Origin of the sequence: Paenibacillus timonensis (assembly GCF_022427145.1) — a bacterium.
Classification (GTDB): Bacteria; Bacillota; Bacilli; order Paenibacillales; family Paenibacillaceae; genus Fontibacillus; species Fontibacillus timonensis.
In genome coordinates this window covers 53,913-69,468 of record NZ_JAKSXN010000004.1, presented here as the reverse complement: position 1 = coordinate 69,468, position 15,556 = coordinate 53,913, and the positions used below count along the sequence as shown (strand labels likewise).

Annotated in this window: 10 protein-coding genes; all 10 read right to left on the bottom strand. The window is 51.7% G+C overall.

Going from position 1 to position 15,556, the window contains the following annotated elements:
• Positions 1–105: 105 nt before the first annotated feature.
• The 10 genes from MJ257_RS02510 to MJ257_RS02465 all read right to left on the bottom strand — a co-directional run bounded on the left by MJ257_RS02510 (position 106) and on the right by MJ257_RS02465 (position 15,453).
• Entirely contained in the window at positions 106–4,293 is a 4,188-nt protein-coding gene (locus MJ257_RS02510) for an S-layer homology domain-containing protein (protein ID WP_240267757.1), read from the bottom strand.
• 195 nt (positions 4,294–4,488) lie between these two features.
• On the bottom strand, positions 4,489–5,685 hold the full coding sequence (locus MJ257_RS02505) for a hypothetical protein (RefSeq protein WP_240267756.1): 1,197 nt from the start codon (positions 5,683–5,685) through the stop codon (positions 4,489–4,491).
• 173 nt (positions 5,686–5,858) lie between these two features.
• Positions 5,859–6,641 (bottom strand): sensor domain-containing protein, encoded by a 783-nt coding sequence (locus tag MJ257_RS02500; RefSeq protein WP_213623086.1) that lies wholly within the window; start codon positions 6,639–6,641, stop codon positions 5,859–5,861.
• Between the two features lie 186 nt (positions 6,642–6,827).
• On the bottom strand, positions 6,828–7,250 hold the full coding sequence (locus MJ257_RS02495; protein WP_372489731.1) for a DUF1259 domain-containing protein: 423 nt from the start codon (positions 7,248–7,250) through the stop codon (positions 6,828–6,830).
• Positions 7,251–7,302: 52 nt separating this feature from the next.
• Complete coding sequence (locus MJ257_RS02490) at positions 7,303–7,722, bottom strand: DUF1259 domain-containing protein (protein WP_155606990.1); 420 nt, start codon at positions 7,720–7,722, stop codon at positions 7,303–7,305.
• Between the two features lie 141 nt (positions 7,723–7,863).
• Positions 7,864–8,607 carry a CPBP family intramembrane glutamic endopeptidase gene (locus tag MJ257_RS02485; protein ID WP_240267754.1) on the bottom strand — a complete coding sequence of 248 codons (744 nt, stop codon included), beginning with the start codon at positions 8,605–8,607 and terminating at the stop codon, positions 7,864–7,866.
• A 2-nt stretch (positions 8,608–8,609) separates the two neighbouring features.
• On the bottom strand, positions 8,610–9,191 hold the full coding sequence (locus MJ257_RS02480) for a TetR/AcrR family transcriptional regulator (protein ID WP_240267753.1): 582 nt from the start codon (positions 9,189–9,191) through the stop codon (positions 8,610–8,612).
• A 139-nt stretch (positions 9,192–9,330) separates the two neighbouring features.
• Positions 9,331–9,984, bottom strand: a complete 654-nt coding sequence (locus tag MJ257_RS02475; RefSeq protein ID WP_240267752.1) for a phosphatase PAP2 family protein — start codon at positions 9,982–9,984, stop codon at positions 9,331–9,333.
• A 228-nt stretch (positions 9,985–10,212) separates the two neighbouring features.
• The gene (locus MJ257_RS02470; RefSeq protein ID WP_240267751.1) at positions 10,213–10,686 is read right to left on the bottom strand and encodes an SRPBCC family protein; all 474 of its coding nucleotides are present in this window, start codon (positions 10,684–10,686) and stop codon (positions 10,213–10,215) included.
• A 3-nt stretch (positions 10,687–10,689) separates the two neighbouring features.
• A complete protein-coding gene (locus MJ257_RS02465) occupies positions 10,690–15,453 on the bottom strand; it encodes a leucine-rich repeat protein (RefSeq protein ID WP_240267750.1) in 4,764 nt (1,587 codons plus the stop codon).
• Positions 15,454–15,556: the final 103 nt, after the last annotated feature.

Here is a 15,556-nt window from a genome sequence, read left to right as displayed (position 1 = left end):
TGGTTTTCCACTCTACCGGCTTGAGCTTTTCTCATGCGAATACCCATTTCTATCGTTTATCGATTTCCTTCCAATCTATTTCGAAGGAGAATCGACAAGTGTGGGTTATCCTTCTATCATTTTTATCATTCTGCCAATGACCATCACCGCCTCCGCCCGGGTTGCCTGGTCTTGGGGGCGTATGGTGCGGTCAGGATATCCGGAGAAGATCCCCTGCTCCGTCACGGCTTGGACGGCATCCTTCGCCCAACTCGAGATTCGTTCCCCGTCCGCGAAGGACAGAACGCTCTTCGGCTTCTCTAAATGCAAGGCGTTTGCCGCTATCACGGCCATCTGCTCCCTCGTAATCGGCTGGTCCGGTGCAAAGAGTGTGTCGTCAATCCCCCGGATGACCCCGTTGGCGTAGGCGATGGAGATTGCCGACCGTGCCCAATGCTTCTCCGTGTCGGCAAACGTTTTATCCCCCGCCGCTTTCCATGCCATCGCCGAGTTCAGGATCGAAACGAACTCTGCCCGCGTAATCGGACGGTTCGGCCGGAAGGTGCCGTCCGGATACCCGCTGACGATCCCGCTCTCCGTAAGATGCCGGATCGTTTCCTCAGCGTAGTGGCCTTGGATATCCGTTAGTTCGACCGCTGGCTCTTGGATCTCAAGCGTTCGGGAGAGGGCCGCAAATTTCGTAAAATGATCGGTTGTGCCGCTGATGATGCCGTTTTCGTAGTCAACGAGCAGATCGTTCAACGCAACCCATTCCCCCGTCTCCTCGTCCAGCCAAACTAGCAGGATCTGTTTGCCATCCTCCTGCTTCACGTCGGCGTTCAGACGCAGTTGGATGGTCACAGGGACAAGGAATTTCCCCGGCACATTCTTCTTAAAATCGAATACCCGGCTAACCAGACGTTCCTGCTCGGACAACGGCAGGGCACTCGTATCCGTGATCTCTTCGATCGTCACCTGGAACGGGCGATCCATCGCACCTGCTGGAAACCGGATTTCCCCTCCAGTGAACTTCGCTGTGCCGCCAGCAGCTCCGATCGGATATACGTTATTCGGCAAGGACGGAGCCCCGCTGTTGGAGGACGTATTGCCGCCCGGCGATGGCGCCGGGTTACTGCTTCTCTGGAACAGCCGGAACCGCTGGGACGTTGCCGTCTTCTCGTTCCCCGTCTGATCTGCCGCTCTCACATGCAGGTACCAATCGCCGTCCGCTCCGCTCTTTGTCAAATTAGCGCCACTAACGAACGGTACCCAGCCATCCGTTGGCAAAGCGGGATCCGTTGTCCATACATATTGGAGCGTTGAAGCATCGACTCCGCTTCCGGTATCCCCTACCGTCGTCCGGGTTGAAGCCGAAACCTCCGCGACTTCCCGCCCGTTCGGGGAGAAATCGATAGTAGGAGGCGTTTGATCGATCCTCACCTTCATCTCTTCGGACAGACGATGTCCAGCTTCATCCTCCACTTCGAAAACAACTCGATGATCCCCATCCCCGGTGATTTCGATTGGCGTCCCGTTCGCATACGCTTGCGGCAATCCGCCATCCACCGCATAGGTAAAGGAGACGATCTCGCCGAATCCCGCCGCAGCGTACACACTGACGGTAACGCTCTGGTTCGTCCAGTCCCCTTCCCCATAAGGACTGCCATCCGCTTGAACCATCTCCGGGGTCAAGGTCAGCCCGCTGGCGCTGATTTTCACCGTACGCCGTATCGTCGTTTCCATCCCCGCCGAATTAGCCGCCTTGAAATCGAGGACATGTACGCCGTCATCCCGAAGCTCAAGGCTCGACGTGTACGCCGTCCACGTATCCCCGCCATCCAATGAATAAACGAACTCGGTGACGGCTGCAGAATCTCCATAAACCGAAGCGCTCACCGTCACTGGCTCGTTCGTCCACGTTCCGTCTAGATATTCGTCCCCATTTGACGTGGTCATCGTAATCGTAATCTCCGGCGGCCAAGGTTGATCTGCCACACTGAGCAGCGGATGACCCGCCAGATCGGAGACATTTCCCACATTCGCGTCATAGGACAGCTGGATGTCCTGTCCGCTATGCAGCTCCTCGCCGACCGTCAACTCTAAGGTTTTCGCTCCGGTTTTTACGGTATCAAGAACCCCAATTCCAACACCGTCTACGGATACGAAAAACCCTCCCGTTGCAAGCAGGTTTACCTCTTCATCCAAAGTCACCACAAGGTGATTGGGAACTTCGACTCGTAGGTTCACGATCGCCGGGGGAGCGGTGTCAATGCCGAGATTCGCGGCAATGCCTTGCAAGGCCGGATACGATTTCCCTTCCTCGATCGTCCAGGTCCCATTAAAATCCCACGTCTCGAACGTGGATTTGCTCTTCATCGCTGCAGTCGGCTTCCCGCCTCCATGGCCTGTTGTTGCAGCATCATAATATCCCGCGGTGACGCTGGAAGTCGGGCTGAAATCCCGGCCTACCAACCCTCCGATTTCGGAACCGGAGCCTGGGACATTCCCTGCGGCATAAGCCCGGTTGACCGTTCCGACATGTCGTCCGATCAGACCGCCGGTTTCGGAGCTCCCTGCAACGGAACCGGTGGCATAAGCATCTTCAATTAAACTCCCCAGATCGGCACGGCCCACCAGGCCGCCAACCACCATCCAGCCGGAGACATCGCCTCCCGCGAACGATTTCGTGATGACGCCGGGATACATATTCCCCACCAGGCCCCCGACTTTCTCAATGCCGCTTACGCTGGCTGTCGAATAGGACAACTCGACGGTTCCCCCGCTCATATCCCCGATTAAGCCGCCGCTGGAGTATCCTCCGTTGATGCGGCCGCCCTCTACCCCAATGCCGTGCACGCGGCCTCCAACGCCGAGACTCCCAATCAACCCGACCTGGACGGTTCCCGGGCGGTTGATGAATAAGCCGCGAACCGCATGCCCTTGGCCATCGAGCTGCCCGGTAAATGGGCCGAGCGTCGCATCGCCAATCGGCGCGAAGCCCGCCCCATCCTCGTTGCTCGTGGCCCACATATCGGCTCGGCTATCGTCCGTGAACACCGTGCCGAAATCCATATCGCTTACCAGCGTATAATCCGCCGTCAGATCCATCGCCATCAATTGTAGTTGATGGGCGTTGCCGACAACCTGTGACCATTCCGCCCGAAGGAAAGGCCGCGTTGAACCTTCCATCATGAACCAGTCCGCCGTGAAATCCAACCCGGTGTAGCTCGCTTGGCTCAGCGCTTGTGCGGTTGTTAGGCTTGTCGCGTCACAAGAAACCTTCTCGTAAGCATCATTAAAGTAGCCGCACCCGTCCGCCTGCCCTGAAGTCTCTTCATCCCAGTAGTTACCTTCCATAAAGGTGCCGTTATTGGAACCAAGCACACCGCCGACATCACCTGCGGGAGCAGTAACCTGACCGGAGGCATGGGACTTACCGATATAGCCATCTACCGCCATACCGACCAGTCCGCCAACGATTTTGTCTCCGCTGACAGACCCGATGTTATAGGATGTGCTTAAGATTCCACCGGACAGATACCCCGTCAAACCGCCTATGTAATTACCACTTCCATGAACCGTGCCGGCAAAATAGGATCGACTTAACTCCCCCCCTTCCTTCAGCCCGATAAGTCCGCCAACCGTGTCATTTCCTTCCACATGACCGGTCGCATACGATTTCGTTACCGTTCCATCGCTGCGTCCTACCAATCCTCCGACATTATTCGTTCCGCTGACATTCCCCGTAGCGTACGAGGCGAGAATCTGGCCGTATTCGTAACCAACCAGCCCCCCAACCACTCCAGATCCCCATACATCGACCCCGGCATGGGACTGCTCGATCGTCCCGTTATTGTTCCCTGCCAGTGCGCCGGTAGAGGTGCCGCCCGTGATGGTACCGCCCTCCATCCCTAGATCTCGAACCATGCCTCCCGTGCCAATCATTCCAAACAGCCCCACCCCATCCTGAGACGGCCGATTGATCGTCAGGTTACGGATGACATGACCTGCCCCGTCGAACACCCCCGTGAACTGCGTGGAGCTGTCCCCGCTGCCTCTTTCCCCAATCGGCATCCAGCCCGCTCCGCCGTCCCAACCCGCCGTCGCCGACGCATCGATATCCGCGCCAAGCCGATAGTGGGCCGTCAAGTTGCCCCGTACTTCATCTAGCTGATCCAGCGTCGTGACGATAAAGGGATCCCCCGCCGTCCCGTTTCCCGCCATCGCCGATCCTTCCGAATCCGCGAAAACGGCCATTGGCGGGACACCCAACACCAACGACAGTACCATCAACCCTATGAAAAAACGCTTCATTCCGTTCAACCCTTCCTTCTCTCTTTCACCGAATGATAATCATTCTAAAATTATAAAAGATCTCATCGGCTATCGAATCTAACCGCGGTTATAGATTCGGTTATAGAAGGTGGGGATGAACGCTCTTATATAGCAAAAAAAGGGCTCTGCATGCATCATTCATGAATGACAGAACCCTGTCGAAAAATCCAGGGTCTAAGTAATTTCAATTCTTGTTTCCTGGACATCTACAATTGTGTTTACTTCCTCATTATCATGCCAATAGATCTCGCATCTAATGTTCGAGTTTGGTTCTTTCTTTATGGCGACAACTTTATTTACGTTCCAATCGATCGACACCTTAAATTGACCTGAACTAACAGGAACATTTTCAGAACCAAGTTCCCATATCACTATTTCACCAATTCTATTTATCTCTTTATCTGCCCGAGTTTTTGAATAGAAATGGATCGTTGTATTTTCTGGTAAATTCATTAAATCATAGTGGATACTCGGATTGCTGTACTGTCCGTCTCGATCATTCCCTTGGACAATTACACCCCTTTCCAAAGAATGGTTTTTGCATCTATATTGAAGTAAATTTTCCACATCTCTAAATACAATCGATGTATTTGCGGGTATACTTCTCCACAATTTAACACAATCGATGATCTGGTTATGTCTTTCCAGGGCCGGAACCACAGTATTATTGTAATGATTCAGTCGATTCTCTTCACATCTTCCCTTATAGACAGATAAATTCTCAGATCCACTCCATCTATGTTTTTTTTTGCCCCACTGTGAAGTGTAATAGGCATAATTTTGAGGGTCCATATCTCCTACGGGCAAGCCTCTACCGCTGCTACAGGATGAAGAGACAAAGGTTTTTGCCAATTCTATAATTTCCGTTGATTTTGCCTCCGCCCAATCTGCGTATTCCTTTGCACGACTCGTCAAATCTTGAACAAAAGCTCCATTGGTACTCGATAGATATCTTAGACATACTAAATCCATACTTGCAGAGATCATGAAAGGTCCTAAAGTTTTAGTGCCCTCCATGATAAAACGCTCCGCCAAAATATGAACCTTTCCTTCAAGTTGTTTGATCATATCCGTATCTTGCTTGGGTAAATACATTAGAATGTCTTTTCTAACGGCTTCAAGATCAGCAGACCATTCCTCAATAAATTGTTGATTTACGATTTGATCAATCCGTTGGCAGATTTCATCAACTGAACTTCGTATTAATTGATCAGTAGATGATTCAATGCCAAGTAGTTTTTCTAATTCTACTCCAATCGTATCTCCGGCCAATTTGCTAACAATTCCTGCTGCAATCCATCCTGCAACAGCCATCCAATCGACAACAAATGTTTCTTCAATAAAATTGTTTTGATAGTTTTCTCTCGTCATTATTTAGCCCCCCCATTTTCTTTGAGTATTTTCCCCCTTCTTCTACCACATTATCCATATTCCTTATATGATAACGACGGTCTGGGAATGGCCGATGATCAATAAACAAAGAAGAGTTATCGGAAGTGATCCGATAACTCTTCTTGTGTATCAAGGGGATATCCAAACCATATCTAAGCCAACCACAACTTCTCTTGCCCAGGTTGCTCGTCCAGGAACTCCTCATATTGCGGCTGAACAGGCGCATGGAATTGAGTTGGAGCCGGCTCTGGCGTCGGCTGCAGATAAGCCTCGTCCACATACATGATTCTGCGTTGAACCTGCATCAATCCATTCACGACGCGAAGCGCGACCCAGAACAACACCAGGCCAATGCCTTCGGAGAGCAGATACTGCTGATTATAGGTCCAATCGATATGGAAATACGTGAATAGGGTGTTTTCCAAAATATCCAGCTTCATTTCATTCATCAGAATGATATGCACGACGGGAAGGGCAATAAAGCCGATCCCTAGGGCAAGGGCCGTAACCATCACCGCAAAGAAGACGATGCCGGTGATGAAACGAAGGATCACGAGCATCAGATTTCGGAAGAACAACTCCCCGTCAAACCCCTTCACCATACGCATAAACCAATTTTGTCCAGCCTCTGCTTGTGCGTAGTTTGGAACCGCCGCGGGCGGAACCGGCAACCTTAAAATATGCCGAATCAGACTTTGCTCAAAGCTCACAATCCCATTCAACAGCTTGGCCATTCCAAAAAACATCGGGATCCCGATAAACACCGGAGTCAACGCAATGGAAAGGGCAAGCCCCGTAATCGCTAACGTCAAATAGATGATCCCCAACGGGAGAGAGAGCAAGAGATAGAGCATCGTTGCATAGGTCTTGGGATTAAACAGCGCCCAATTCACCTTCCCCACCTTCGCCACATTCGTCGCTTCTACTGCTTTCACTTTCAAACACTCCTTTACCTTCATCAGTCACGCGCAAAGTTTATAAACCCATTATAACTACCGTATTGGCGCGATATAACCGTCTTAGGTGGTGTTTGGAAGCTAGACTTTAGGCTAGGGCGATTCGATTAGAAAAGATAGGTTTGGGGGCGAACCGTGGAATTTCCACCATCCGCCGCCGTGCAATCAGCCCAAGAATGCGATAGAGCGCTTTACTTTTTTGGCAAAATCAATCGGATCATCAATGGATTCCCAGTGAACATACATCAGCCGCGGACTATCAAAGAGCCAGTGATTGTGAACCGCCGTTACTTTAATCCCGTTTTTGCGCAAATTGGTTAACAACCGATTGACCTGGCTTTGGAAGAGAGCCGTTTCCCCCAAACAAAGGGCATGACCTGAGCGATCCAATGACTCAAACGAGAACAGTTGATAACGGATCAACGGGGAAGTCGTTTTTCTCCTCAATATTGCAGCATTGATTCTTCGATTTCGGCTGACAAAACAAACGGGGCCTTTGGTGATTTCATGTTCCGTTCCGCCTAAAATGCTAGAAAACTCGTTACACAATCTTCGAAAACGAGGACTTGCCTTCACTTGTGCCGCCATTGCATTCATCCTTTCCATTCATCCGATAATCAAATCACGAAACAAAGCCGGACTAACCCAAAAAGGCAATTGAAGCTTTGGTTTTTCTAGCAAACTCAATAGGATCCGAGACAGCCTCCCAGTGGATATACATCAACCGTGGATTTTCCTTCAGCCAGTGGTTATGAACGGCTGTCACTTTGATCCCCCGCTTCCGGAGGTTCGTGATCAAACGGTTGACCTGATTCTGATGCAGAGCCGTCTCCCCCAGACAAAGCGCACGCCCCGACTTATCCAGCGATTCAAACGAAAACATCTGCATCTGAACCAAAGGAGACCGCGTTCTTCTTCTCAAGATCGACTCGCGCAGATTCGTCATCCGCGTAACAAAACAGACCGGACCTTCTTCGATCTCGGATTCGCCGCCCAAGATTTTGCCGAATTGGTTACACAGTCTTCTGAATTGAGGACTTACCTTCCCATGTGCCGCCATACACATCCTCCTTATATCAATATCAAGACATCCTATGTCAGAAAAAAATCATATGCATAGACATTTACTCTTGCTGAACAAATAAAAAAAGCACCCAAAAAGGTGCTTGATAAACCGTAATTAGCATCGCCTTAGTTCGCGTCAGGCTGCTGCCGTTCCGCGTTTCCATAACCCAACCGTGAAGATCAACAGAATCGCTAGCTGGGCCGAAACCACCATCAACGCCGTTTGGTCAAAGACTACTTCCGTGCCGAAGGAAAGGAAATTATGTACTGCATGCCATACGATGCCAATCCAAAGGCTGCGGGTAATACTGACGATGAGTGCCAGTACAATACCAACAAGAAATGCAAAGACAATCTGTAGCAACACCTCGACCGGATTGGTTCCGCTCAGGGCGTTGGCGGCATGCAGCACGCCGAAGACGATGGACGAGCCGATCACGGCCTGTTTACGGGTTAATCGGGATAGGAAGGAAAAAGCCAATCCTCGAAAATAAAGCTCCTCGTTAAAGCCTACCATAATGGTGAACAGAGCAAGCACGGCGTATTCGGCCCCCGGACGGGTATACGCGTCGGGACCGTAGGCGACGAGCGGAATGACCTCCAACAGCAGCAACGGCACGCCTAACCAAATGGAGCGTACGCTACCCGAGGCAGGGCGGCGAAAGCCGATCTCTTCAGCCGAAATTCGGGAACGGCGCAACAACCACAGGCCCACCAAGATGGATAAAACCACGGACGCTGTCATGACAAGGTAAGACGGGACTTCCGCCAATTCGGCGACTTGGGCTGCCGCAGAGCCGACAGCGGTCAGAAAAGTGCAGATCAGTGCCGCGATGACGGCTGCAAGATAGGGATGTTTGGTGATGAATTTCTCGGACATGGTTAAAGCTCCTCGCCTTCTTTTTTGAGTACAACCAACAAGCCTTTAAATATGCTGCCTAACACGTCTCGTGCCTCCGCGTCGTCCATCGTGCTGCTATTCGTTGCGACCAATGAGGCGATCCCGTGGGTCGTATACCAGATCCCGGCATATAACCTCCGCGCTAAATCGGGCGAAAGTCCGGTCATGCTCCCGATCATCGCAATCACCTGTTCGTCGCCTTCGGTGGAGCCGGCAATCTCGGTCACTTTCTCCTGCTGCAGCCGGTTCGACATAAACAGAAGCTGGAATAGCTTCTTCTCCGTCCGTGCAAACCGGATATACGCGAGACCCATCTCCAGAAAGCCGTTCCCGCCGCCCTGCATCGCTGCCAGCATCGCCGTATTGTAGAGATGCTCCGCATAGGCGTATATCGCTTCTCTTAATTCCTCCATCGAAGTAAAGTGGCTAAAAATCGGCTGCGTAGAGGTGCCCAGCTTCTTCGCGACGTTTCGCGCATTGACGGCATCCATTCCCTCTTCACGCAGCAGCTCCAGCGCCGCATCCAATACGATCTCCCGCGTCACCTTCGGTTTCGGGGGCATATGGTTTCCTCCTCACTTACGTTTAATAACAATTGTTATATTACGTATGTTATTTTATATTCAGCCCTATGTCAATGATATTTTTTCGGTTCGCGGGCCCTCCCGTCAACACCCTCATTTCCTTATCTCCCTCGTTTTTTCAGCTGAAACCTTCGGTTTTCCTTTTTTCCAGATACCTCTGATAAAACCAAATGGAAACCGTTAACCAGCTGCCGCTTGCTAAGAATCCACCAAGAACATCACTTGGATAATGTACGCCTAAATAGATACGGCTGACTCCAATTGCGGTGATCATCGTGATGCTAATTATGATTAACAATCCACGGCCAACGGGTGTTGATATATGGTTCCAGAGTAAATAGGCGAGAACTCCATACAAACTAAAAGCAGCCATAGAGTGTCCGCTGGGAAAACTAAACCCGTTTGCATTTACAATTCGATGTAATGTGGGACGGGCACGATGAAAGATAACCTTTAATGTTTCGTTTAAAAGAGCTGAACCGACGACCACAGATGCAAATAAAATCAACTCTCTACGGTGATGTAGAACTTGATATAGAAAAAACAGAACAATTATTGTAAGAACGACGACGGGAATTCCTCCGCCGATAAAGGTAAAGAATCTCATGATATTCGTAAGTGCAGGTGCTTCTCGTCCTTGAACCAAAGAAGTAATTACGCTGTCAAATTGGTTTATCTTTTGATCGGATACCAGCAGGGCTACGATTCCAAATCCTAAAGCGCTCAGAAGGCTTATAAAAAAGGCGCGGGTTAGCTGTACCTTTAAATTCACTTTTAAACAGACTCCTCTTTTACTGGGCTCCTTTTTGCTGCCCTTTGAATTGTTGACCGTTCCTGAGATGGTCGCATCGCCCCAACCACCTTAATCTGTGCATTTTTAGGAAAAATACCCTTGAACGATATGCGTTCAAGGGTATTTCGGAATCGTATTCGTGATCTTAGCCAATAGTCACCTTGGAAAGTAGAGAAAGTTCTGCTTTCTATTTTGCAATCTGGCAGATCAAGCCTCGCGCCTCCGAATCAGCTCCTTCTCCAGACTCTCTCTTCCTCGGTTCATCGCCCAGAAATGGTTCGAGGTGAAGAGCGGTTTCAAGATCGGCGAGAACAGTTTGAGCAAGGGCTTCTCGGCGTTCACATACCAGTCGAATTGTACGTTTACGTATTCCCCGTCCTGCTCGAACCGCCATGTTCCGTGACCGACCAAGTCACCCGAAGACTTCAAAGCGATGGAATGCGGCGCTTGTTCCGCCGTCTTGCATGACCTCCAGCGAAGCTTGTAGGGCAACTTGCCTCTGGAGAGAATATCATAGACCTCGTTGCCTGTCTCCTTGTCGGTACCTCCCGTTTGAATCTTTAAGTACACTTCGGGCCACCAGCGTTGATAGTCCAAGAAGTCGGAGCAAATCTCATAGATTTCCCAGATGTTCCCCTTTACCCGCCAGTGGGTCGGCATGTAATATTCGTTCGCAGCCATGGCTTAGTTCATCCCCTCCAACAGTTGTTCGATTTCAGGACTTAACGAGATCGCTCGCAAGAGGACGGTCAACACTTCGGCCCGGGTAGCGCTCTGATTCGGGCCGAATGCATTCTCGCTCCGGCCATTGATAATGCCGGCATTCGCGGCTAGCCGAATCTGATCCTTGGCCCACGTAGGTTCAATATCCTGCAGATTCACCGTCTTCTCTTGCTTCACCTCCGCCAAATTAACAATCCTGGCGAGGATCGCAATCATTTCGGCACGCGTGATGTTTCGATCGGCATGGAACATGCCGTCCTCGTAGCCCTTGATGATGCCGTTACTGGCCAGCATAAGAACTGCATCCCTCGCCCAGCTGTTCTCAAGATCGGTAAAGCCAGGCGTTGCTGCGGTGCCTTGGGCAAGCGGGAACAGCCTTACGAGCATCGAAGCGAATTCTCCTCGCGTGATGATGGCATCCGGCTTGAAAGCCCCGTCGCCGTATCCTTGAACAATCCCTAGTCTTGCGAACAAGCGGATGCTATCCGCTGCCCAGTGGTCTTCCGTATCCGGAAAGACGGGAACATTCGCATGGCGAGGATCGTTGAATTTGGCGGTCAGAACCTCCAGCATCGTATGAATCGCTTCCGCGTCATTCACGTCAATCGGAGGTCGGCCGGGAACGACATGGAGTACCGAAGGCTTCTCTGGCGGCTGCGTTGTCGGGTCCGTCGGCGTCGTTGGTCCCGTCGGTGTTGTCGGGTTCGTTGGTGTTGCCGGGCCCGTCGGCGTTGTCGGACCCGTTGGCGTTGTCGGATTCGTTGGCGTTGTCGGGGTATCCCCGCCGCCAGATTGACGCTTGTAGATCGTGACTTCTTGGCTTCCGACGACCCCGGAGCCATCCTGAGCCGCCGCCTGAACCGTCACGGTGCCAGCATGTTCCGCCTTCAGCAATCCATTCTCATCAATGACCGCCTTACCGGTACCGCCTTGGATTGACCACGATACCTGCTTGTTCGTGGCATCGTCCGGATTCACGCGGGCGGTCATTTGCAGCGTGCCACCTTCATAAACGGAGGAGGTGACGCTTGTCACCGTAATGCTGGCAACCGGGATCGTGACCACCGGTTCCGAAGCCCTCGTGATCGTAACCCGATAAGCTTTGGTCGTTCCATTATCCGCTATTACGAATAGCGTTACGGGGTTGGAGCCCACATTCAGGTGGACCTCTATAGGATGACCGGACTCAACTATATTCCCGTTGACGGTTATGGTCGCCGCCAGATCAGATACTTCAGGCACGATCGTGACGCTGCTCGTCGCATGTCCGACGTCGGCAGTATAGCTGGTAACCTCCGCTTGGAACTGAGGCGTTAAATCACCGACGCTCAGCGTCAAGCCCGATAAGTTGGCATCCGAGCTTGGATTTGAGCCAGACATCGGCTTAACCCGAATCGATACCGTTGCCGGCTCCGCACTCGACCCATCAAGGCTCGCCGATAGCTCGACTATGGTTGTCTCGGTTACCTGCGGAGCTTTCCAAATGGTTTCGAAAGTGCCGTTCTCATCGGTCTTCACCGTTGCCGTGTCGGTCTCCGTCAGGATCCACTTGCCTCCGTTCGGGCTGCTCAAGTGAACGGAGAGGTTCGCTTGAGGCGTATCGTCTTCATCCACAACCGTACCGGTAACCCGAATTTCCTCGCCGCCTGACACCACATTGCTGAACGCGAACAGTTGGATCGCGAGTTGCTTGCTCTCCCACTTGGCGTATAAGGTCATGTCCCCGGTAACCGTATCCTGTTCGAAGTTCCATGGTGTCGCATAGCTCGAGTCCTTGTACCAACCGGCAAATCGGTACCCGTCTTTGCCCGGCACGGGCGGTTCGACAAGATGGGCCCCCCCGCTGGCGGTCGTCGCAGGGATGGCCGTTCCCCCGTTCGTCTCATACGAAACGGAATATTGCGCGGGCGCAGGTTGCCATACGGCATAAAGCTTCACAATTCCCTTTATGAGCTTGAATTTATAGCTTTTACCCGCCTCATAGAAATTTCCGTTTCCATCTTCCCCCGTATTCCATCCTTGAAAAGTATATCCCGTTCTCTTTAAGCTCCCGCCCGACTGAATGACAGATGATGAATAATAACTGTAATGCGTATTGTCGGCCGGCGCTTCCCCTTCGGTTTGTCCGTTGCCGTCATATTCGACGCGGACATCGCTCGTCTCAAAAGGGAGCCCGTTCGAGTTCGCATAATTAACTAGGTCTCGATCGCCAGCGGCCGGAAAGATGAGCTTGACTCCATTCTGCGTCCCTCCAAATACTTCGTCCCCTAACCTCAAGGTCGCAGGCAGGATCACTTGAGTGAGCCTGTTGTTTTTAAAGGCATTGGAATCCAAGTAAGTGGTCGTCCCCGGCAGAATGATGGAAGACAACCGATTCTCGGAGAACGTGCCGAACCCGATCTCTTGCAGCCCGTCATCGGCGAACATTACATTCTCGAGAAGATTGTTATAGAATGCGTAATCACCCACCTTAGTCACACTGCTTGGGATCGTAATCGAAGTTAGCCGATTATTCTCGAAAGCACGGCTGTTCACGGAAGTTAAGCCATTCGGCAGCGTCACCGCCGTCAGCTCCTCGTTCGCAAAAGCCCCCTCTCCAATCTCTTTCACGTCATAGCCGTCGATCGTCTCGGGAATGACCCCATTCGAATCCGTTCCTTCGTACCTCGTAATCACAATCCCGGTGCCGTCGTCTTTCAGACGGTAGGTATAATCTCCGCTGGTCGTCGTACTGGCTCTGCGTACTTGCAGTGTATACGTCTGCGTGTGGAGTCCGTCCCCCGCGGTGACGACGATCGGGATTAAGTTCAACCCGGTTTGCAACGGTACACGGACGGCTGAACCGCTGGCGGCAGGCACATTATTAATGTTCAGCGTGGAAAGATCGCTGGCTGTGCTTGCCGTCACGTCGATACTCGTGACGACATGGCTGACGTCCGCAACGGTGTAATTGTACGTATCGCCCGAGAATTCCGGACTGAGCGTCATGGAGTCTAGCGACAATCCGCTTAACCGGGCTTTGGACTTCTCCGACGGGACGACCTGAATCGTCCGACTGTCCATCACGTCGATCGTACCGTCTACGCTTGCCGTGAGGGTCACGGATTCAGGATCCGTGACCCAAGGAGCCGTCCATTCCGCGGTAAAACTGCCGCTCGCATCCGTTGTCACGGACACGTCACTGCCCTCCGTAAGCTTCCATTTGCCCCTCGTGCTATTCAGATTCACGACGGCATGCGCAACAGGCGAGTTGTTCTCGTCTCTCACCACGCCGGTTACCGTCAGGTTATCGCCGCCCGTCACATTCACGTTATCAGCCGCCAGCTCTAGTGAAGCGATCGCTGCCGATCCGTTCCACTTCCATTTCGCATACAACGTTATATCTACGAAGACGTTATCCTGAGCGAAGTCCCATGGTTGCGAGTATCCGATGTCCTGATACCATCCGTCAAAGGCATATTCCGCCCTCGTCGGCACCGGAGGTTCAGTTGCTTGTTCTCCGTAGGCAACCGTTTGGGATGCGACGGACGTTCCCCCTCTCGTATCGAACGTTACTTGATAGGTACTTGTCTCCCAGTTGGCATACAAGGTCAAGTTCCCGTACGGAAAGCCATAAATAATCGGATAGTTGCCGCCGAAGTAACTCGTCCCGCTTCCATCCGGCATCGTATTCCATCCTTTGAAGGTATAACCGACCTTCGTTAACGAACCTTGATCCGGGACCGCAAACGGTTTATAGCACACATAAGGCGTCGATGAGGGAGGCGTGCCCCCTGTGCTGCCGTTCCCGTCATAGGTAATCCCATATTTGCAAGGGATGATCTGGAGACCGTATTTGCTGGCATGGTTTTGAACCGATACGTCGCCGGCGAGCGGAACATAGATCGCAACATTCGGATTCAGACCGAATACGGGATACATATCCCCGCTGCCCAAATCGACATTCGGTGGGATCGCAACATTGCCCAATTGATTGCTCTCGAAGGCATTGACGTGGATGGCGATTACCGATTTGGGGATTTGAAGCGTCGTTAATTGATTGTTGGCGAAGGCATAATCCTCAATTCGAGTCAGTCCTTCAGGAAGGGCAACGCTGGCCAGACGATTATGCTGGAATGCGCCCATTCCGATGGAATTCAGGCTACCGGGAAGCGTTAGGCTTTCCAACTGATTGTTCTCGAAGGCATAGGCACCCAGGAAGGTTAAGTTTTCAAGCGTAACGCTTTGTAGAAGGTTTTTTTGAAAAGCCCCTTTACCGAGGTACGTTACGCCGGGAATCTCGATCGCGGTCAAGCGATTGTCTTTGAAGGCATAATCGTAAATCTCCGCAACGCTCAGCGGGATCGCGGCGTGGGATAATTGGTTGGACTCGAAGGCATTGTTGCCAATGTACGTAACGCCATCCGGAATCGTGAGGTCTGTAAGCTGATTGCGGTAAAAGGCGAAGCTCTCGATTCTTGTAATGCCGATCGGGATCGTAACGCTGGCAAGTCCAGCGTTGGACAATGCGCTACTTCCGATGACGGTGACCGGCTTGCCTTCGATCTCGCTCGGAATGACGACCTCTGTGCTTGTTCCTGTATAACCCGTAATCGTGACCGTGTCATCCGATTGCACCACATAAGTAAAATCGCTGTCTTGAATTTCTTCCGCATGAGCCGTCGGCAGGGACAAGTTACCTCCAAGCATCACGCACAACATGAACAAGGTAAAAATTCGGCGCATAATTCTCCTCCAATTAAGATTGATCCATTGTCTATTAATGTAGAATAATCAATCCTATTAAAAAATCCCCCGAATGGGGGGGATTGGATGGAGCGCCTGTCGG